A 19,073-nucleotide genomic window follows, 5' to 3' on the forward strand; every position below is an offset into this window, starting at 1 on the left:
CCCAGCGCACACGGACGGCGCCGGCGGTGCCCGGGCGGCGCACCCTCCGCCTCCCCGCGGGTAGGGATCGGGTCCCGCACACGATCGCGCACCCGACCGGATGGAGACCCCATGACGCCGGACCCGAAGTGGCTCGACCCCGGACCGTTCCTGCGCGGCGTGGCCTGGCTGGACCGCGGGCGCCCGGTGCGGGCCGACCCCCGCGATCTGGCCCGGCTGCCGTGGGACACCAGGGAACGCGCCGCGCTGCCCATCGGCGTACGGCTGGAGTTCACGGTCCCCGGCGGCGCCCGGGCGGTCGAACTGCGCTACCGGGCCGCGGTGCCGGGCCGCACCGGAGCACCGCGCGGCCCGGCCCACTGCTTCGCGCTGTGGCACGGCGACCGCTGTGCGGCCGAGTCGTTCACCGCGCCGGCGGAAGAGGCGGTGGTCGCCATCCCCCTGCCTCCCGGGCCGGGGCCGTTCACCGTCCATCCTCCGGTGTCCCGGGCACCGGTGGTCCTGGGGGTGCGCGCGGTGGGCGGCCGGATGGTCCCCGCGCCGCCGCGTCCCCGCTGGCTGGTGCACGGCGACTCGATCACCGAGGGCTGGTGGTCCACCAGGCCGGCGCACGCCTGGCCGGCGGCCGCCGGCCGGGCCCTCGGCCTCGACTGCGTCAACCTCGGCTACGCCGGCTCGGCCCGGGGCGACCTCGCGACCGCGCAGCAGCTCGCCTCGCTCCCCGCCGACCTGCTGACCCTGGCCTTCGGCACCAACTGCTGGTCGGGCGTGCCCTGCTCGGCTCCCCTGCTGTACGAGACGGCCCGTGCCTTCGTCCGCCTCGTCCGGCAGGGGCATCCGGACGTACCCCTGCTGGTGCTCTCGCCCCTCCTGCGCCCGGACGCGGAGACGACGCGCAACGCGCTGGGCGCGACGCTGGGGGACCTCCGCACCGCGATGGAGGAGGCGGTCCGCGACCTCATCGCGGCCGGTGACACCCGGATGGCCCTGCTGCCGGGTGGGGATCTGCTCACGGCGGACGACCTGGCGGACGGGCTGCACCCGAACGACCGGGGGCACGCACGGATCGCCGCGGCGGTGGCCGGGGCCGTGGGCGGGTGCGGTTTCGCCGCCGCTCCGGCAGCCGCGGGCGCCACGGCCGCACAGCAAACGGCGCGCACCGCGGACCCACCGTGAACGGCACGCACCACGGACACCGCACGCACCACGGACCCACCGTGCACGGTGGGGCGGGCGCACCGGGAAGGGCGAGCGCCCGCGCCGACCTCGCGCACCCGGCTTCCCCGCGCCGGGCCCCGCGAGCCGCGGGCGGGCCCTGTCGCGGCCTGCCCCCGCGCCGGGAAGCCGGGCCGCCCGCCCGCCCGCCAAGGGGACCGCGCGGCCCGGCGGGACGCGCTCCGGAGCCGCTCCGCCCACTGCGGGAGAAGCAGCCGCGGCCCCGGGGAAGGGTCCCCGGGGCCGCGGCCGGAAGGTGTGGGAGGCGCGACCGGCTTGGCCGTGCGGACCGCGTGCGTCAGTTCCAGCTGGCGTGCAGCGGCTGGCCCTCCGCGTAGCCGGCAGCGCTCTGGATACCGACGATCGCCTTCTCGGCGAACTCCGCCAGGGAGCCCGCGCCCGCATAGGTGCAGGAGGACCGGACGCCCGCGATGATCGAGTCGATCAGGTCCTCGACGCCGGGCCTGGCCGGGTCGAGGAACATGCGCGAGGTGGAGATGCCCTCCTCGAACAGCGCCTTGCGGGCCCTGTCGTACGCCGACTCCTCGCTTGTCCGGTTGCGGACGGCACGAGCGGAGGCCATGCCGAAGGACTCCTTGTAGAGCCGGCCGTCGGCGGTCTGCTGAAGATCACCCGGGGACTCGTAGGTGCCGGCGAACCAGGACCCCACCATCACGTTGGAGGCACCGGCGGCGAGCGCCATGGCGACATCGCGCGGGTGGCGGACCCCGCCGTCGGCCCACACGTGCTTGCCGTACTTCCCGGCCTCCGCGGCGCACTCCAGGACGGCGGAGAACTGCGGCCTGCCCACACCGGTCATCATGCGGGTGGTGCACATGGCGCCGGGGCCCACCCCCACCTTGACGATGTCCGCGCCGGCCTCGACGAGGTCCCGGACGCCCTCTGCGGCGACGATGTTGCCCGCGGCGACCGGTACCACCGGGTCCAGCGCGCGGACCGCCCTGATCGCCGCGATCATCGACTCCTGGTGGCCGTGCGCGGTGTCGACGACGAGCGTGTCCACGCCGGCGTCGAGGAGTTGCTTGGCCTTGCCCGCCACATCGCCGTTGATTCCGACGGCGGCGGCGATGCGCAGCCTGCCCTTAGCGTCGGTGGCCGGCGTGTACAGGGTGGCGCGCAGCGCCGCCTTGCGGGTCAGGATGCCGGCGAGCCTGCCGTCGGCGTCCACGGCGGGGGCGAGCTTGCGGTTGGCGCCGTCGAGCCTGGTGAATGCCTCGCGCGGGTCGATGTCAGCGTCGACGAGCAGCAGATCCTTCGACATCACCTCGGCAAGCTGGGTGAAGCGGTCCACGCCGGACAGGTCGTGCTCGGTGACCACGCCGACGGGGCGCTGCTCCTCGTCGACGACGACGCCCGCCCCGTGGGCGCGCTTGTGCAGCAGCGACAGCGCGTCGGCGACGGTCTGGTGCGGGGTGAGCACGATGGGCGTGTCGAGGACGAGGTGGCGCGTCTTCACCCAGGTGATGACGTCGGTGACGACGTCGATCGGGATGTCCTGCGGGATGACGACCAGCCCGCCGCGGCGGGCCACGGTCTCGGCCATGCGGCGCCCCGCGATGGCGGTCATATTGGCGACGACCAGCGGGATGGTGGTGCCCGTGCCGTCGGGGGAGGCGAGGTCGACGCCCTGTCGGGAGCCCACGGCCGAGCGGCTCGGCACCATGAACACGTCGTCGTACGTCAGGTCGTACGGCGGCTTGATGTCGTTGAGGAAACGCACGTGCTGAACATCCCAGTCGGCTCGGAGGGGTCCCGGACACTCGTCCGGGGGAAATCGCACGTACTTCATTGTCCCATGGGCGGGACCGTGATCCGCCCGGGGCGATCATCCAGGACCGCAGGACGCCCTCTCGTCGGATCCTCCGAGGGCGAGCAGTACGGCAAGCCGCCCGGGCATGGTGTCGACCGCGCGGCCGAAGACGTCCTGAGCCAGCCGCCATTCCCCGGGCCTGGCGGCGGCGTACTCCTGCCAGCGGGTGACGAGGACGAGGGTGCCCTCCTGACCGGGGAGATCGGTGAGGCAGTCGGCCAGGGCGTCCCAGTTGCGGCCGAACCAGGGCGGGAGCCCGAGGCCGGTGGCGCAGCGCTCCATGAAGGTCCGCTTGTCGATGACGCCGTGCAGGTCGAGCACGGTGGTGTTCCGCCCCGGGGTGGCGCCGAACAGTGCGGCGAGGGGGTCGTTTCTCATCGCAGTACCACCCTGAACGTCTGGTAGTGGTCGTCGGTGTAGTAGACCTCCCCCTCCCGGCCCGTGACGATACGGCGGGCGCCGCGGTCGCGCTCGCCCGGCGTGGGCACGGTGTACTCCCGGTAGTAGCCCCGCTCCCGCTCGGGCAGCATCCCCTCGATGTTGCCGAAGGCGCTGCCGTCCTTCCGGTACGGGAAGGGGCCGCCGCCGTCGATCCGCCGCAGGGTCTCGCGTGCCTCCCGCGGCAGGTCGAAGGTGCGGACGGTGGCGAGGGCGGCGGGCGTCGAGGCGGCGGGGCGGTGCCCGGCGCCGGCGCCGCCCTGGCAGCCGGTCAGCAGCAGGGCGGCGAGGGCCGAGAGCAGCACGAGCAGGAGCCGCGAGGACCGGTTCAGCATGCCGCCGATGCTGTCACGCAAGGGCGGCGAAGACGGTGAGGAACGCCCGGCGCGGGCAGGGAACGCCCGTGCAGCGCGGTGACGTCGGCGGCTCGGTGGCATGGGCAAGGCGCAGGACCCCGTCAGGCGCCCGGCGCACGGGCAGGTGCGGCGTCCTCCGCGGGCGGCCCCTCCGGGTCCGGGGCGGCCCCGACTCGACGCGAGGGCCGCTCTCCGTGCGGAGCCATCCTCCGTACGGAGGGCGCTCTCCGGACGGTGAGCGGCCTCGGCCGGCGGCCGGCGAACCGGACCGGGTCGAGGACCGGAGCCGGGTCAGGGGTCCGGAGCCGGGTCAGGGGGCCGGCTCTGTGCCCGATGGCCGGCGCCCCGGAACCCCGTCCGGCTTCCGCGGTCAGTGGTCCGGGTCGGACCGCTCAAGCGCCGGGTGCGGGGCGGGGCGGGACCCCGTGAGGAGGTAGTCGGCCGCCGCCGTGTCCGTCACCAGACTGGTCACCAGACCGGACCGCAGCACCGCCCCGATCGCCGCCGCCTTGCGCTGGCCCCCCGCGATGGCGACCACCTCGGGAATACGGCGGAGCCGGTCGGCCTCGACGGTGATGCAGCGCTCGCCGAGGTCGCGCCCCACACGTCTGCCGTCGGCGTCGAACAGGTGGGCGGACATCTCGGCCGCGACACCGAGCGAGGCGTAGTGCGCCCGCTCCTCGTCGCTGAGCATGTCGTGCACCGTCGAGATGCCGGGCTCCCACGAGCCGATCGAGACGCAGGCGACCGTGACCTTGTCGAAGTAGTCGAAGGCCCGGGCGATACCCGTCTGGTGGCGCAGCGCTGCGGCCGTGGCCGGGTCCGGGAGCAGCATCGGCGCGTAGATCGGGTGCGCCTCGCCGCCGGACACCTGGGCGGCGCGCCGCACCGCCTCCACCGAGCCGCGTTCCGCGGTCCCGGCGTCGTACACCCCCGTGAGCTGGACGACCGTGCAGGGCGGCAGCCGGTCGAGCGCGGCCGCCATGTGGATCGTGGAGCGGCCCCAGGCCAGCCCCAGCACATCCCCCTCGGTGACCAGCTCACCGAGGAGGTCCGCCGCGACCTCTCCGAGGTTCTCCGGGTCGGGCGACTCGTCCGCACCCTCGGACGGGGACTCCACGACCACCGCGTGCCGCAGTCCGTATCGGGCGCGGAGCGCGTCGGAGCGCTCCGCGTCCAGCTCGGCGGGCACGCGGATCTCGATCCGCACCAGGTCGCGCTCGAGCGCGGTCTCCAGGACCCGGGCCACCTTGAAGCGGCTGACGCCGAACTCCTCCGCGATCTGGATCTTGGACTTGCCCTCGAGATAGAAGCGCCGGGCCATCGCCGCCGCCTGCACCAGCTCCGCGGGTCCCATCCGCAGGGCCGACCGTCCCGCCGACATAGCAGACACCGCGTTCTCCTCACTGCTGTTCACACTCCGGAACCGCCATCCTGACAGATCCGGGTGCCGTCGATCAGCCCGGTAGGGCCCCGTTCACCGGGCCGTGGCTCCGTGGTCGCACGCCCAGGGCGCCGACGCGATCGTCCGGTCGGCCCGCTCGCGCAGGGTCCGCACGGCCTGCGCCGGGTCCTCGGCTCCGTAGACCGCGGATCCGGCCACGAAGACGTCGGCGCCCGCCTCGGCGCATCGCTCGATCGTGGACTCCGAGACACCGCCGTCGACCTGGAGCCACAGCTCCAGTCCGTGCTTGTTGATGAGCTCCCTGGTACGGCGGATCTTGGGGAGCATGATGTCCAGGAACGCCTGGCCGCCGAAGCCCGGCTCCACCGTCATGACCAGCAGCATGTCGAGTTCGGGGAGCAGGTCCTCGTACGGCTCGACCGGGGTGGCGGGCTTGAGCGCCATGGCGGCGCGCGCACCCTTGGCCCGGATCTCCCGCGCCAGCCGCACCGGGGCCCCGGCGGCCTCGGCGTGGAAGGTGACGGAGCCGGCACCTGCTTCGACGTACTGCGGGGCCCAGCGGTCCGGGTCCTCCATCATGAGATGGCAGTCCAGCGGGGTGTCCGTCGCCCTGCTCAGCGACTCGACGACCGGAACGCCCAGCGTCAGATTGGGCACGAAGTGGTTGTCCATGACATCGACATGGAGCCAGTCGGCGCCTTCGACGGCCCTCGCCTCCTCGGCGAGCCGGGCGAAGTCGGCGGACAGGATGCTGGGGTTGATCTGGGCCATGTGCCAAGACTGCCATGCTCCCGCGCACTTCTCGGCCCCGGAACCGGAGGAAGCCGCCCTTTCTGCGGCCCGGCCCGCCCCTCCGGGCACCCCGGTCACCACGAATCCGGCATTCCGTCGCCCGAGGGGCCCCGGCCCGGCCCGAGGCCGGGGTTCCCGACCGGCCGCCCGGTGGTTCCCGGCCCCGGCCGGCGGACCGTGCGGCCTCCGCTGGCCGGCGCAGGCCGCACGGTCTGCCCGCGCGCTCGGCAGGCACGAGATTCCCCGGCCGGAACCCCGGCGGGGCCGCACCGTCAGGCCGTGCGGCGCAGCAGTGCCAGATACATGGCGTCCGTGCCGTGGAGGTGCGGCCACAGCTGGACGTCCGGGCCGTCGCCCAGGGCCGGTACCCCCGGCATCAGGGGGCGGGCGTCGATCCACTCGGCCCGGATCGGCCCCTGTTCCCCGAGCGCACCGCCCTTGCCGAGCACGTCGTCGACAACCGCGCGGGTCTCGGCGGGATGCGGCGAGCACGTGGCGTAGCCGACCACTCCGCCGACCCGGACCGACTGCAGCGCCTCCCGGAGCAGGGCCCGCTGGAGCGGCACGAATCCGTCGAGGTCCTCGGGGCGGCGGCGCCAGCGCGCCTCGGGCCGGCGGCGGAGCGCGCCGAGGCCCGTGCACGGCACGTCGACGAGGGCCCGGTCGAAGGCGCCCTGCCGCCAGGCCGGGCGGGTGCCGTCCGCGGTCACCACCTGGTACGGACCGGGATTGCCCGCCAGCGCCCGCTCGACGAGACGGGCCCGGTGCGGCTGCTTCTCGGCCGCGACCAGGGCGGCACCGCGCTCGGCGGCCAGCGCGCCCAGCAGGGCCGCCTTTCCGCCGGGCCCCGCGCACCCGTCCAGCCAGCGCTCGTCCGGGCCGTCGAGCGGCGCTGCCGCGAGGGCGAGCGCCACGAGCTGGCTGCCCTCGTCCTGCACTCCGGCGCGGCCTTCCCGCACAGGGGCGAGGGCGCCCGGCTCACCGCCCTCGGCAAGCCGTACGGCGTACGGAGACCAGCGTCCGGGCAGCCCGCCGTCCGCACCGAGCACGGCGAGCAGCTCACCCGTGGTCGACCGGCCCGGCCTGGCGACCAGCGTCACCTCGGGCCGTTCGTTGTCGGCCTCCAGCAGGTCCTCGATCCCGGCCCGACCGCCGCCCAGTGCGTCCCACAGGGCCGAGACGACCCAGCGGGGGTGCGAGTGGACGACGGCGAGGTGTTCCTCGGGGTCCTCGTCGTAGGGCGGCGCGACTCGCTCCAGCCAGCCGTCGAGGCCGTTCCGCGAGATCCGGCGCAGCACGGCGTTCACGAACTTGGCCCGGCCGTCGCCGAGGACCACGCGGGCCAACTCGACGGTCGCGGACACCGCGGCGTGGGTCGGGATCCGCGTGCCCAGCAGCTGGTGCGTGCCGAGTGACAGCACGTCGAGGACCGGCGGGTCGACCTCGCGCAGCGGCCGGTCGACGCACTCGGCGATGATCGCGTCGTAGGTGCCCTGCCGGCGCAGCGTGCCGTACACCAGCTCCGTGGCGAGCGCCGCGTCGCGGCTGTCGAAGTCGCCCTGCTCACGGGCCCTGCGCAGCAGCGGGGGCAGGACGAGGTTGGCGTAGGCGTCGCGCTCGTCCACGGCCCGCAGCGCGTCGAAGGCGAGGATCCGCACGGGATCCTTCTTCGGGGGACGGTAGGACTGGGAGGGACGGCGACGGCTCTGCTGGCTCAAAGGTGCTCCGCGTTCCGAAAAGGTCTCACCCCCTCAGCCTACGACGGCCGGCCGGGCGTCCCCCGACCCGTCCCCGCCACCACGGCCCGAGGGCGCGGCCCACGGCCCCGACGGCGGTGCGGGCACGAGCCCGGCCTCCCGAGCGCGCCCGCGGCACGGCACCGGGGCCCCCGGCGGTGCGGCCGCCGCCCAGCTCAGGACCCGAGCGTCTCCCCGGGGCCGATCCGCACACCGCGGGCCCAGTCGGCGGCTCGCATCGGCTTCTTGCCCTGCGGCTGGACCCAGTGCAGTTCGACGGCGTGCGAGCCGGTCCCGGCGTGCACGTGGCTCTTGCCCGCCGAGAGCTCCCCCGGCGCCAGTTCGGCGCGGTCCGGCAGCGGCTGGACGTTGATCAGCTTCAGGCGCTCGCCGCGGAACAGCGTCCACGCGCCGGGAGCGGGAGTGCAACCGCGGACCAGGCGGTCGATGCGCAGGGCCGGGGTACGCCAGTCCACGCGGGCGTCCTCGACGGTGATCTTCGGCGCCAGGGTGACCCCGCCGGAGGGCTGCGGCACGGCCTGAAGGGAGCCGTCCTCGATGCCGTCCATGGTCGCGGACAGCAGCCCGGCTCCCGCGAAGGCGAGCCGGGTGAGCAGGTCGCCGCTGGTGTCCGTCGGCCGCACCCGCTCGGTGATCACGCCGTACACCGGGCCGGAGTCCAGCCCCTCCTCGATCCGGAAGGTGGAGGCTCCGGTCATCTCGTCGCCCGAGAGGATCGCGTGCTGCACCGGCGCGGCACCCCGCCAGGCGGGCAGCAGCGAGAAGTGCAGATTGACCCAGCCGCGGGCCGGGATGTCCAGCGCCTCCCCGGGGAGCAGCGCGCCGTAGGCGACCACGGGGCAGCAGTCCGGTGCGATCTCGCGCAGCCGGGCGAGGAACTCCGCATCCCGCGGCCGCGGGGGCTTCAGTACCTCGATCCCCGCCTCGTGCGCCCGCTGGGCGACCGGGCTGGCCACCAGGCGGCGGCCGCGGCCCGCGGGGGCGTCGGGGCGGGTGACGACCGCGGCCACCTCGTGCCGGCCGGAGGCGATCAGGGCGTCCAGGGCGGGTACGGCGACCTCGGGGGTGCCCGCGAAGACAAGTTTCACTGGTAATACCTCGCTCTGTGTACCGGGGTGATCGCGCGACGCACCAGTCTATGGGGCGGGTTGCCGGGGGGCGCGCGGGCTGTCGCGCGCCCTGCGCATGTGCGCACGCACCTGCGGAGCGTGACCAGACCGCCTGGTGGCGCGTTGTCAAGGGAGATTGACCGAAGCGGGCCGCCGATGCGGCCCGACCCCTTTCCACGCCGCCGGTTCGAGAGGCTTGTTCATGGCCGACCACGCCACACACGACGCCCAAGCCCGGGCAAGTCTGCATCTGTTGGTGCGGGACATCGAGCGGGTCCGCCGGCAGGTGGACGCTCTGCGCACGCTCACGGCCCAGCTGGGGAACGTCTACCGTCCGCGCCGCTCGGGCCCGTCCACGGGCTTCGTCGTCTACGGCCGCGCGCCCGCCCCGACCGTCCGCCTGGCCCAGGAACTACGGGACAGCGTCGAGACCTTGGTGACCGCCGCCGTCGACTTCGACCGCTCGCTGGGCTTCTCGTGGGACGCGGTGGGTTCGGCACTGGGCGTCACCAAGCAGGCGGTGCACCGCCGTTACGGATCACGGCGGGCGGCGCCGCAGCCCCCCGCCCTGCCTCCTGAACCGGAGCCGGCTGCGACCCGTGCGATGCCGGCCGCCCCCGCGATGCCGGCCGCCCCCGCGGTGCCGGCCGCACGCTCCATGCCGCCGCAGCCGGGGCACGGCGGCCACCCGCTGCGTGACGAGGTCCGCCACAGCGCCTTCCCCGGCCCGCGCAACGGCTGACCCCTCCCCCCGGCCGCCCCGGCACCTCCTCGCGGTGTGCCGGGGCGGTGCCGTGCGGCGCGGGGGCCCCGGCGGTGGTGTGGGGAGCCGGCATCCCCGGCGGTGCCGTCCCCCGCTTCTCCGGCGGTGCGATGCCGCGCTGCGTGGTCGGCCGGGCCCGGCTGCGGCGCCTCACCAGGTCACCCGGCCGCACATCACCCGATGTCCGGCGGATCCACCCGGATCCGCACCGCATCGCCGCCCCGTGCGAGCCTCGCGGCCTGGGCCGACTTCAACGCGGCGGCGAGTGCGGCGCCGCTGCCGGGCGGTACGCGCAGCAGCACGCGCTCCCACGGTTCCCCCTGCCCGCCTCCGCCGCGGGGAACCTGCGGAGGGTCACCCGGCCGGCGCGGTCGCCCCGGAGGGGGTGGCGGAAGGGGCACCGGCCCGAGCACCTCGGCGTCGTCGGGCAGGGACACCGCGGCGAGGAACTCCGCCACCGACTCCGCGCGCCCGGTCACCGAGGCCATCCGCGACACCGGCGGGAACCCCAGCTCGGCGCGCTCCGCCAGCTCGCGCCGGGCATGGCCGACCGGATCCCACCGCACCAGGGCCTGGACCGGACGGAGCGTGGGTTCGGCGACCACGACGACCGTGCCGCCCTCCGCCTGGCCGCGCACCAGCGAGGCGGCACCCGTCCACCGCCGCAGCGCCTCCTCCCCCGCCCGCAGGTCGGGACGCCCGAGCATCGCCCAGCCGTCGAGCAGCAGCGCCGCCGCGTAGCCGCCCTCGGCAACCGGCTCGGCGCCCGGTGTGCTGACCACCAGCGCGGGACGGCCGGGTACGGAGTCCAGTACGTGGTCCCGCCCCGATGTCCGCACGGGCACCGTGGGAAACGCCCGCCCCAGCTCCTCCGCCGTGCGCCGGGCCCCCACGATCCGGGCGCGCAGACGCGATCCGCCGCACTCGGTGCAGTGCCAGCCGGCCGCGTCCCGTCCGCACCAGCCGCACCCGAGATCCTGCTGCCGCGGGGCCTCCAGCGGACCCGAGCAGTGGCCGCAGCGCGCGGGCGCCCGGCAGCGCTCGCAGGCCAGCCTCGGTACGTAGCCGCGACGGGGCACCTGGACCAGCACCGGCCCCGTCCGCAGCCCCGTCCGCACGGCCCCCCAGGCGAGCGTCGGCAGCCGGGCGGCGCGGGCCGCCTCGTCGCGGGCGAGATCGCCGTCGCCGACCGTGCGGACCAGCGGCGCGGCGCGGCGCACCTGCTCCCGGTCAGCGGCCAGTGGCCGCGCCCAGCCGGTCTCGACGAGCTGGGCGGCCTCCACCGTGCAACTCACACCGCCCAGCAGGAATCCGCAGTGCTCGTGCGCGGCGCGCAGCAGTAGCACTTCCCGCGCGTGCGGCAGCGGCGCGTGCTGCTCGCTGTGGCTGGAGTCCCCGTCGTCCCATATCGCGACCAGCCCCAGGTCCCGAACGGGTGCGAACATCGCCGCGCGCGTCCCGACCGCCGCACGCACCGAGCCGCGCCGTACGGACAGCCACTGCCCGTACCGCTTCTCGGGTCCGGCTTCCGCGGTGAGGACGGCATGGTGTCCGGCGCCGATGAGTTCGGTCAGGGCGGCGTCCACCCGGGCCACGGCACGCCCGTCAGGGACGACCACCAGGGCCCCCCTGCCGGACGCGAGGGTCGCGGCGACGGCCCCCGCGAGTTCGCCTGCCCAGTGCGGTCCCGGCAGCGCCGTCCACACGGCTCTCGGCACTCCGCCGCCCGCCAGGGCGTTCAGAAAAGCCGGACCCTGCTCGTACCGGGTCCAGGTACGCGGCTCCGGGGGCGCCGGGGGAGGCAGCGGTGCGGGCGACGGCCGGGACTCGGCACGTGCGCTCCTGGGCGGCACGGCGAGCTGGAGCACGTCGGCGAGGCTGCCCGCATACCGGTCCGCGACCGCTCTGGCCAGGCCGAGCAGTCCGGGGCTGAGTACGGGCTCGGGCGAGACCACTGCGGCGAGGGCGGCGAGCGGGCCCGAGTAGTCGGAGTCGGCCCGCCGCTCGACGATGAAGCCGTCGATCAGCCGGCCGCCTTCCCGGCGGCCCTCCCGGACCTGGTGGGACCCGGCGCCGAAACGCACGCGGACCCGCACCCCGGGCTGTGCTTCCTCGTCCAGCTCCTCGGGCACCGCGTAGTCGAAGTACTGGTCGAGGTGGAGAACGCCCTTGTTGACCACGACGCGGGCGACCGGCCGCTCCCCGGCGAGGGCTGCCCCCCGCCAGGTGCGCGGCCTGGCCCGCGGCTTCGCGGACTTGCGTACGGTCTCCCGGATGAGCGCAAGCTGCTCCGGCGGACCGTCCCCGGGCCGCTCGGAGGCTTCGTCGGCGCTGCTCACAGCAGCATTCCTACCAGACGCCACCGACAGCGCCCGGGCCCGCCGAACGGCGTCCCGATCCCTGGCGGCCGGCGACGGGCGGTCCGCGGCGCACGGGGCGCGGGGCGCGGGGCCGGCTTCCGTCCGGCGGCCGACCACGCGGAACGCCCGGCCGGGAAATCCGGCCGGGCGTTCCGCGTCAACCGCTCACGGGCCGATCGGCACGACCGCGTCTCGCGGTGCCTCCCGGGCACCGCTCCCGGGCGGCCGGGGCCCTCGCGCCGAGCGGTGGCCGTCAGAGGCCCGCCGCAGCACGCAGGGCGTCGACGCGGTCGGTGCGCTCCCAGGTGAAGTCGGGGAGCCGGCGGCCGAAGTGGCCGTAGGCGGCGGTCTGGGCGTAGATCGGGCGCAGCAGATGGAGGTCGCGGATGATCGCGGCGGGGCGGAGGTCGAAGACCTCGCCGATGGCGTTCTCGATCTTGTCCACGTCGACCGCCGCGGTGCCGAAGGTCTCGACGAACAGGCCCACCGGCTCGGCCTTGCCGATCGCGTAGGCCACCTGGACCTCGCAGCGCGAGGCCAGGCCCGCCGCCACGACGTTCTTCGCGACCCAGCGCATCGCGTAGGCGGCCGAGCGGTCCACCTTGGACGGGTCCTTCCCCGAGAACGCCCCGCCGCCATGGCGCGCCATACCACCGTAGGTATCGATGATGATCTTCCGGCCGGTGAGGCCGGCGTCCCCCATCGGGCCGCCGATCTCGAACCGCCCCGTCGGGTTGACCAGCAGGCGGTAGCCCTCGGTGTCCAGCTTGATCCCGTCCTCCACCAACTGCCCGAGCACATGCTCCACGACGAACTCACGGATGTCCGGCGCCAGCAGCGAGTCCAGGTCGATGTCCGAGGCATGCTGCGAGGACACCACCACCGTGTCGAGCCGGACGGCCTTGTCACCGTCGTACTCGATCGTGACCTGGGTCTTGCCGTCGGGACGCAGATACGGGATGGTCCCGTTCTTGCGCACCTCGGACAGCCGGTGGGACAACCGGTGCGCCAGGTGGATCGGCAGCGGCATCAGCTCCGGCGTCTCGTCGCACGCGTACCCGAACATCAGGCCCTGATCCCCCGCGCCCTGCCGATCGAGTTCGTCGTCGTCACCCTCGACCCGGTTCTCATACGCGGTGTCCACGCCCTGCGCGATGTCCGGCGACTGCGCGCCGATGGACACCGACACACCGCACGAAGCGCCGTCGAAGCCCTTCTTCGAGGAGTCGTAGCCGATCCCGAGGACCGTGTTGCGTACCAGGTTGGGGATGTCCGCGTAGGCCTTCGTCGTCACCTCGCCTGCGACGTGCACCAGGCCGGTGGTGATCAGCGTCTCGACCGCGACCCGGGAGGACGGGTCCTCCCGCAGCAGTGCGTCGAGGATGGTGTCGCTGATCTGGTCAGCGATCTTGTCGGGGTGACCCTCGGTCACGGACTCCGAGGTGAACAGGCGACGGGACACAACGCTCCCTGTGGTTGCAGCGGCTGCTGGCTGATCATTGGTGGAGCGGCCGGGGGCCCCGCCCCACGTCGTTCCGGGGCACAGTTTATCGGGCAGTCCCCCCGACCGGACCAGCGTCTCGCCCCCCGGTCGGCCAACCGTGGGCCGAATCACCCGCCACCTGGCCGCCGACGGCGGCCGGGCACGGCCGGAAGCGGCCGGAAAACGGCCCTAAGGCCGGCTTTCGCCGGATTCGGCGCGGGTTTCGCACGGTGGGGAAATTCCTCCCGGATCCCCCCTGGCCCGGCGTGTCCACCCGCCGAGCCGTACGGCGTGCGTCGCGTCACACTCCGTTCCGGGATGCCGCCCTCTGACGGCGGGCGACCTCACCGGAGGCGGCACCCGGGCCGGGCAGGGCGCGACCCCGCAGGAAACCTCACCCCGGCCGGGCAGGGCCCGACCCCGCCGAGGGCCTCACCCCAGCCGGGCGACGACGAGGTCCCAGACCGTGTCCGCGAGCCCTTCCTTGGGGCCCCGGGGAACCGGTGTCTCTCCCCCGTCCGCGGACAGGACCACGGCCTCGTTCTCCTCGGAACCGAACGTCCTGTGCTCACCCACCTCGTTGACCACGAGCAGATCGCAGCCCTTGCGGCGGAGCTTCTGGCGGCCGTTGGCGAGCACCTCGTCGGTCTCGGCCGCGAAACCCACCACCAGCTGCCCGGGGCGGGGCCGCGCCGCGGAGATCTCGGCGAGGATGTCGGGGTTGCGGACCAGGGCGATCGGCGCCTGCTCCTGCCCGTCCTTTTTCTTGATCTTCCCCTCGGCGTATACCGCAGGACGGAAGTCCGCCACCGCGGCGGCCATCACGACCACGTCGGCGCCGGGAGCGGCCTTCAGCACGGCCTCGCGCAGTTGCCGCGCGCTGCCCACGTGGACGACGTCGGCGCCGGCCGGGTCGGCCATGCCGGTGTTGGCCTCGATCAGCGTCACCCGGGCCCCGCGGGCCGCTGCGGTACGGGCCAGCGCATAGCCCTGTTTGCCGGAGGAGCGGTTCCCCAGATACCGGACGGGGTCGAGGGGCTCCCGGGTGCCGCCGGCACTGATCACGACATGGCGGCCGGCGAGGTCGGGCACCGCCGCACCGCGGGCCAGCACCCGGCGGCAGACCTCGAAGATCTCGCCGGGGTCGGGCAGCCGGCCCTTGCCGGTGTCGGCGCCGGTGAGCCGGCCGACGGCCGGGTCGATGACCACGGCACCGCGGCGGCGCAGCGTCGCCACGTTCTCCCGGGTCGCGGGGTGCTCCCACATCTCGGTGTGCATGGCGGGCGCGAAGACGACCGGGCAGCGCGCGGTGAGCAGGGTGTTGGTCAGCAGGTCGTCGGCGAGGCCGTGGGCGGCCCTGGCGAGCGTGTCGGCGGTGGCCGGGGCGACGACGACGAGGTCGGCGCCCTGCCCGATCCGCACGTGCGGGACCTCGTGGACGTCCGTCCAGACCTCGGGGGAGACCGGGTTGCCGGACAGGGCGGACCAGGTCGCGGCTCCGACGAACCTCAGCGCGGACGCGGTGGGCACGACCCGGACGTCGTGTCCGGACTCGGCCAGCCGGCGCAGCAGCTCGCACGCCTTGTAGGCGGCGATACCGCCGCTGACACCCAGAACGACCCTCGGCTTGTCCACTGCGTCTCCCGCCACCCCAACGATCACGACGTCCTTCGCCTCCATGACACACCACAGGCCCGGCGGGTGCTCCGCCGGGCCTGTGGTGACAGTGCCGCGTGCTGCCCGGGGCCGCTCGCGCAGCGCCCGGGGGACGGGTGCTACTGGGCCGGGCCCTCGACGGCCTCGGAGGTCAGCAGGCCCGCGTTGATCTCGCGCAGGGCGATCGACAGGGGCTTCTCGTGCACGTGGGTGTCCACCAGCGGACCGACGTACTCGAGGAGCCCCTCACCGAGCTGCGAGTAGTACGCGTTGATCTGGCGCGCGCGCTTGGCCGCGTAGATCACCAGGCTGTACTTCGAGTCGGTCGCCTCGAGCAGCTCGTCGATCGGCGGGTTGATGATGCCCTCGGGCGCGGTGATGGAGGAGGACACGCTTAGCCTTCCGAAGAAACTACGGGGAGATCACAGAAATTCAGACAACTTCCATCAAGGCTAGCAGCTCACGCGCGACGTCCTCGACGGAGGTGTTCACCAGGGTGGTGTCGAACTCCCGCTCCGCGGCCAGCTCGACCTTGGCGGCCGCCAGGCGCCGCTCGATGACGTCGGGGGCCTCGGTGCCGCGGCCGGTGAGGCGGCGGACCAGTTCGTCCCAGCTCGGCGGGGCCAGGAAGACCAGCTGGGAGTCCGGCATGGACTCCTTGACCTGGCGCGCCCCCTGGAGGTCGATCTCCAGGAGGACCGGTTCCCCGGCCTCCAGGCGCTCCTGGACCGCCCGGCGCGGAGTGCCGTAGCGGTTGCCCGCGAACTCGGCCCATTCCAGGAGTTCGCCGTTGGCGACCAGCTTGTCGAACTCCTCGTCGCCGACGAAGAAGTACTGGACACCGTGGCGCTCTCCGGGGCGCGGCTTGCGGGTGGTGGCCGACACCGAGAGCCAGACCTCGGGATGGACCTTGCGCATATGGGCGACGACCGTGCTCTTGCCGACCCCGGAGGGGCCGGAGAGCACGGTCAGCCGCGGACGTACCTCTGCTGCCATGCAGCGATTATCCAGCTTCCCGGCGGTGCCCGGGAACGTCAGGCGGGGCCGCCGCCGAACTCGCGCTCGAGCGACGCGATCTGGTTCGACCCGAGACCCCGCACACGGCGGCTCTCGGAGATGCCCAGTCGCTCCATGATCTGCTTGGCACGGACCTTGCCGACGCCGGGGAGCGACTCGAGCAGGGCGGAGACCTTCATCTTGCCGATGACGTTGTTCTCCTGGCCCTGCTTGATGACCTCGTGGAGGGAGGCGCCGGAGTGCTTGAGTCGATTCTTGACCTCGGCCCGCTCCCGGCGAGCCGCGGCGGCCTTTTCGAGCGCGGCTGCGCGCTGTTCAGGGGTAAGGGGCGGAAGAGCCACGCCTACGTCACCTCGGATGTCGAACTGTCGGATACGGACCGGTGAGGAACCTAGTCGGCCCACACCAGGCGAGCAACGAACAACGCAGTGGCCGTTGCATCGCTGACTCTCGACGGAGACTAGCGGTCTGGACCGCTCCAGTCAGCGAGAACAGCGGAAAAGTCCTGGTCAGCATCGGCCGACTTGGATATTCCAGACATACCAACCCTCCATCTGTCAAGAAAGCGTCGGTCGAAGGCGCAGATGAGCGCCCTGCCGAGCGACCCGGCGGCACCCCCGGAGGACCGGGCTCCGCCCCGGCGGCCCCCGCAGCGCCGAGACGGCCCCGGCGGCGAGGCCGGCGGCCCGCGGCGACCGGCGACGGGGCCTGTCGGGGCCCCGGGGCGGGCCCGCGACGGCTCGCCCCGGCCTGTGATGCGCCCGGACAGCGCCGCGGCTACGCCTCGCCGACCGCCACCCGGATCTCCTCGGCGAAGCGCTCCGCGGCCGTGCGCAGGGCCACCGCGTCCGGGCCGTACCGCAGAACTCCGCGGCTCACGCTCGGCACGACGTTGCGCACGGCGCCGCCGAAAACACCCGGCAGGTCGGCGGGCGTCGCACCCTGGGCGCCGATACCCGGCGCGAGGAGCGGGCCGTTGATGTCCAGGTCCACTCCCGCGGCGCCGAGCGTGGCGCCGACCACCGCGCCGACCGGGCCCATCGGGTCGGCCCCCGCGTTCTCGCCGGCCATGTGGTCCAGCATGAGCTGGGCGAGCGAGCTCCCGCCGGACGCCGTGGCACGCTGGACCTCGGCGCCCTCCGGATTGGAGGTGAGGGCCAGGACGAAGACCCCGCAGCCGCTGAGGACGGCCTGGTCGAGCGCAGGACGCAGCGAACCGAAGCCGAGGTACGGCGAAACCGTCACGGCGTCGGAGAACAGCGGCGAGCCCCTGTCCAGGAACGCCTCCGCGTAGGCGCCCATGGTGGAGCCGATGTCGCCGCGTTTGGCGTCCATCAGGACCAGCGCCCCGGCGGCCCGGGCCTCCGCCACGGCCCGCTCCAGCACTGCGACGCCCCGCGAGCCGAAGCGCTCGAAGAACGCGGACTGCGGCTTGAGGACGGCGACCCGGTCGGCGAGCGCCTCGACCACGGTACGGGTGAACCGCTCCAGGCCGTTGACGTCGTCGTCGAGCCCCCAGGCGGTCAGCAGCGAGGCGTGCGGGTCGATACCGACGCAGAGCGGGCCGCGGGTGTCCATGGCCTGGCGCAGTCGGGCTCCGAACGGTTCCGGGGAACTCATGCGGTGGCCGCCTTTCGGGTCTCGGCGCCGACGGCCTCGGCGAGGGTGGCGTAGGGGCTGGCGGCGAGGCGTGCGGCCAGGCCCTTGTGGACGGCCCTGGCGTAGAACGGGCCCTCGTAGACGAAGGCGCTGTAGCCCTGGACGAGGGTGGCGCCGGCCAGGATGCGCCGCCAGGCGTCCTCGGCGTCCTCGATGCCGCCGACGCCCACGAGCGTGACCCGGTCGCCGACGCGCGCGTAGAGTCGGCGCAGCACTTCCAGGGCGCGCTCCTTGACGGGTGCGCCGGACAGTCCTCCGGTCTCCGCGGCCAGCGCCGGGTCGGACCTCAGGCCGAGGCCGTCGCGGGCGAGGGTGGTGTTGGTGGCGATGATGCCGTCCAGGCCCAGTTCGACGGCGAGGTCGGCGACGGCGTCCACGTCCTCGTCGGCGAGGTCCGGGGCGATCTTGACCAGGAGCGGGACGCGGCGCCCGGTGACCGTGCGGTCGGCGGCCTCGCGCACCGCGCGGAGCAGGGGGCGCAGCGCCCGGGTGGCCTGGAGGTTCCGCAGGCCGGGGGTGTTCGGCGAGCTGACGTTGACCACGAGGTAGTCCGCATGCGCGGCAAGCCGCTCGGTGGAGGTCACATAGTCGGCGACGGCCTCCTCCTCGGGGGCGGTCTTGGTCTTGCCGATGTTGACGCCGACGACCGTGCGGAAGACCTCCCGGCGGGCGGCGAGCCGGGCGGCGACGGCGGCGGAGCCGTCGTTGTTGAAGCCCATGCGGTTGATCAGTGCCCGGTCCGGCACCAGGCGGAAGAGCCGCTTGCGGGGATTGCCCGGCTGGGGCTGCGCCGTGACGGTGCCGATCTCGACATGGTCGAAGCCGAGCATGGACATGCCGTCGATGGCGACGGCGTTCTTGTCGAAGCCGGCCGCGAGGCCGAAGGGGCCGTGCATCCGCAGGCCGAGGGCCTCGGTGCGCAGTTCCGCGTGGCGGGGCGCGAGCACGGCGGCGGCGAGCGTCCGCAGCACCGGGACGCGGACGGCGAGCCGGATCCACCGGAGGGCGAGGTGGTGGGCCTCCTCCGGGTCCATGCGCCGGAAGACCAGGTTGAAGAAGAGTTTGTACATCTCAGCGGTGTCCTGTGTGTCCTCACGAGGACGGGTGTCCTCAGGAAGAGGGGGACACCGGTTCGGTGCCCCCCTCGTGGGCTGCCGGGGCGTGTGGCGAAAGCCCCTCCCGGCGCGCGACGCCCGGCACGCGCTCCCCCGTCGCCCTTCGGGCACGGCAGG

General features: G+C 74.2%; 17 protein-coding genes. 2 read left to right on the plus strand and 15 right to left on the minus strand.

The annotated features are described in order from the left end of the window. The first annotated feature begins 111 nt into the window (after positions 1 to 111). Positions 112 to 1,176 carry a GDSL-type esterase/lipase family protein gene (locus SCWH03_RS22985; protein WP_173266202.1) on the plus strand — a complete coding sequence of 355 codons (1,065 nt, stop codon included), beginning with the start codon at positions 112 to 114 and terminating at the stop codon, positions 1,174 to 1,176. Positions 1,177 to 1,513: 337 nt separating this feature from the next. Here the strand turns inward: SCWH03_RS22985 and SCWH03_RS22990 are convergent, their stop codons facing one another. The 7 genes from SCWH03_RS22990 to fmt form a co-directional block, all read right to left on the minus strand. Continuing rightward, complete coding sequence (locus SCWH03_RS22990) at positions 1,514 to 3,025, minus strand: GuaB1 family IMP dehydrogenase-related protein (RefSeq protein ID WP_173266203.1); 1,512 nt, start codon at positions 3,023 to 3,025, stop codon at positions 1,514 to 1,516. Positions 3,026 to 3,061: 36 nt separating this feature from the next. Next, a complete protein-coding gene (locus tag SCWH03_RS22995; RefSeq protein ID WP_173266204.1) occupies positions 3,062 to 3,424 on the minus strand; it encodes a barstar family protein in 363 nt (120 codons plus the stop codon). Continuing rightward, positions 3,421 to 3,819, minus strand: coding sequence for a guanyl-specific ribonuclease (locus SCWH03_RS23000; protein WP_173266205.1), 399 nt, complete (start codon positions 3,817 to 3,819; stop codon positions 3,421 to 3,423). The genes SCWH03_RS22995 and SCWH03_RS23000 overlap by 4 nt, the downstream gene beginning before the upstream one ends. A 391-nt stretch (positions 3,820 to 4,210) precedes the next feature. Continuing rightward, on the minus strand, positions 4,211 to 5,257 hold the full coding sequence (locus SCWH03_RS23005; protein ID WP_173266206.1) for a sugar-binding transcriptional regulator: 1,047 nt from the start codon (positions 5,255 to 5,257) through the stop codon (positions 4,211 to 4,213). A 60-nt stretch (positions 5,258 to 5,317) separates the two neighbouring features. Next, positions 5,318 to 6,016 carry a ribulose-phosphate 3-epimerase gene (gene rpe / locus SCWH03_RS23010; RefSeq protein ID WP_173266207.1) on the minus strand — a complete coding sequence of 233 codons (699 nt, stop codon included), beginning with the start codon at positions 6,014 to 6,016 and terminating at the stop codon, positions 5,318 to 5,320. A gap of 293 nt (positions 6,017 to 6,309) precedes the next feature. Further along, the gene (locus SCWH03_RS23015; RefSeq protein ID WP_173266208.1) at positions 6,310 to 7,755 is read right to left on the minus strand and encodes an RsmB/NOP family class I SAM-dependent RNA methyltransferase; all 1,446 of its coding nucleotides are present in this window, start codon (positions 7,753 to 7,755) and stop codon (positions 6,310 to 6,312) included. Between the two features lie 194 nt (positions 7,756 to 7,949). Continuing rightward, a complete protein-coding gene (gene fmt / locus SCWH03_RS23020) occupies positions 7,950 to 8,882 on the minus strand; it encodes a methionyl-tRNA formyltransferase (RefSeq protein WP_173266209.1) in 933 nt (310 codons plus the stop codon). A 223-nt stretch (positions 8,883 to 9,105) separates the two neighbouring features. On the opposite strand from fmt, the gene SCWH03_RS23025 reads away from it, so the two are divergent. Then, positions 9,106 to 9,645 carry a hypothetical protein gene (locus SCWH03_RS23025; protein WP_173266210.1) on the plus strand — a complete coding sequence of 180 codons (540 nt, stop codon included), beginning with the start codon at positions 9,106 to 9,108 and terminating at the stop codon, positions 9,643 to 9,645. Positions 9,646 to 9,839: 194 nt separating this feature from the next. Here the strand turns inward: SCWH03_RS23025 and SCWH03_RS23030 are convergent, their stop codons facing one another. The 8 genes from SCWH03_RS23030 to SCWH03_RS23065 form a co-directional block, all read right to left on the minus strand. Further along, entirely contained in the window at positions 9,840 to 12,005 is a 2,166-nt protein-coding gene (locus SCWH03_RS23030) for a primosomal protein N' (RefSeq protein WP_173266211.1), read from the minus strand. Positions 12,006 to 12,279: 274 nt separating this feature from the next. After that, the gene (gene metK, locus SCWH03_RS23035) at positions 12,280 to 13,488 is read right to left on the minus strand and encodes a methionine adenosyltransferase (protein WP_173266212.1); all 1,209 of its coding nucleotides are present in this window, start codon (positions 13,486 to 13,488) and stop codon (positions 12,280 to 12,282) included. A 453-nt stretch (positions 13,489 to 13,941) separates the two neighbouring features. After that, complete coding sequence (gene coaBC / locus SCWH03_RS23040) at positions 13,942 to 15,144, minus strand: bifunctional phosphopantothenoylcysteine decarboxylase/phosphopantothenate--cysteine ligase CoaBC (RefSeq protein WP_173266277.1); 1,203 nt, start codon at positions 15,142 to 15,144, stop codon at positions 13,942 to 13,944. Between the two features lie 140 nt (positions 15,145 to 15,284). Next, positions 15,285 to 15,557, minus strand: a complete 273-nt coding sequence (gene rpoZ / locus SCWH03_RS23045) for a DNA-directed RNA polymerase subunit omega (RefSeq protein WP_003982715.1) — start codon at positions 15,555 to 15,557, stop codon at positions 15,285 to 15,287. Between the two features lie 40 nt (positions 15,558 to 15,597). Continuing rightward, on the minus strand, positions 15,598 to 16,161 hold the full coding sequence (gene gmk / locus SCWH03_RS23050) for a guanylate kinase (protein WP_173266213.1): 564 nt from the start codon (positions 16,159 to 16,161) through the stop codon (positions 15,598 to 15,600). Between the two features lie 38 nt (positions 16,162 to 16,199). After that, positions 16,200 to 16,523, minus strand: coding sequence for an integration host factor (locus SCWH03_RS23055; RefSeq protein WP_017945586.1), 324 nt, complete (start codon positions 16,521 to 16,523; stop codon positions 16,200 to 16,202). Positions 16,524 to 16,959: 436 nt separating this feature from the next. Next, positions 16,960 to 17,802 (minus strand): orotidine-5'-phosphate decarboxylase, encoded by an 843-nt coding sequence (pyrF, locus tag SCWH03_RS23060; protein ID WP_173266214.1) that lies wholly within the window; start codon positions 17,800 to 17,802, stop codon positions 16,960 to 16,962. Then, positions 17,799 to 18,911 carry a quinone-dependent dihydroorotate dehydrogenase gene (locus SCWH03_RS23065; RefSeq protein ID WP_173266215.1) on the minus strand — a complete coding sequence of 371 codons (1,113 nt, stop codon included), beginning with the start codon at positions 18,909 to 18,911 and terminating at the stop codon, positions 17,799 to 17,801. The genes pyrF and SCWH03_RS23065 overlap by 4 nt, the downstream gene beginning before the upstream one ends. Between the last annotated feature and the right edge of the window lie 162 nt (positions 18,912 to 19,073).

This window comes from Streptomyces pacificus (assembly GCF_011766325.1).
GTDB classification, from domain to species: Bacteria; Actinomycetota; Actinomycetes; order Streptomycetales; family Streptomycetaceae; genus Streptomyces; species Streptomyces pacificus.

What these genes read in the sequence shown, in the direction of transcription:
- SCWH03_RS23025 (WP_173266210.1), top strand. Translation starts at nt 9,106, where the DNA reads ATGGCCGACCACGCCACACACGACGCCCAAGCCCGGGCAAGTCTGCAT.
- rpe (WP_173266207.1), bottom strand. Translation starts at nt 6,016, where the DNA reads ATGGCCCAGATCAACCCCAGCATCCTGTCCGCCGACTTCGCCCGGCTC.
- SCWH03_RS23065 (WP_173266215.1), bottom strand. Translation starts at nt 18,911, where the DNA reads ATGTACAAACTCTTCTTCAACCTGGTCTTCCGGCGCATGGACCCGGAG.
- SCWH03_RS22985 (WP_173266202.1), top strand. Translation starts at nt 112, where the DNA reads ATGACGCCGGACCCGAAGTGGCTCGACCCCGGACCGTTCCTGCGCGGC.
- gmk (WP_173266213.1), bottom strand. Translation starts at nt 16,161, where the DNA reads ATGGCAGCAGAGGTACGTCCGCGGCTGACCGTGCTCTCCGGCCCCTCC.
- pyrF (WP_173266214.1), bottom strand. Translation starts at nt 17,802, where the DNA reads ATGAGTTCCCCGGAACCGTTCGGAGCCCGACTGCGCCAGGCCATGGAC.
- SCWH03_RS23000 (WP_173266205.1), bottom strand. Translation starts at nt 3,819, where the DNA reads ATGCTGAACCGGTCCTCGCGGCTCCTGCTCGTGCTGCTCTCGGCCCTC.
- SCWH03_RS22990 (WP_173266203.1), bottom strand. Translation starts at nt 3,025, where the DNA reads ATGAAGTACGTGCGATTTCCCCCGGACGAGTGTCCGGGACCCCTCCGA.
- SCWH03_RS22995 (WP_173266204.1), bottom strand. Translation starts at nt 3,424, where the DNA reads ATGAGAAACGACCCCCTCGCCGCACTGTTCGGCGCCACCCCGGGGCGG.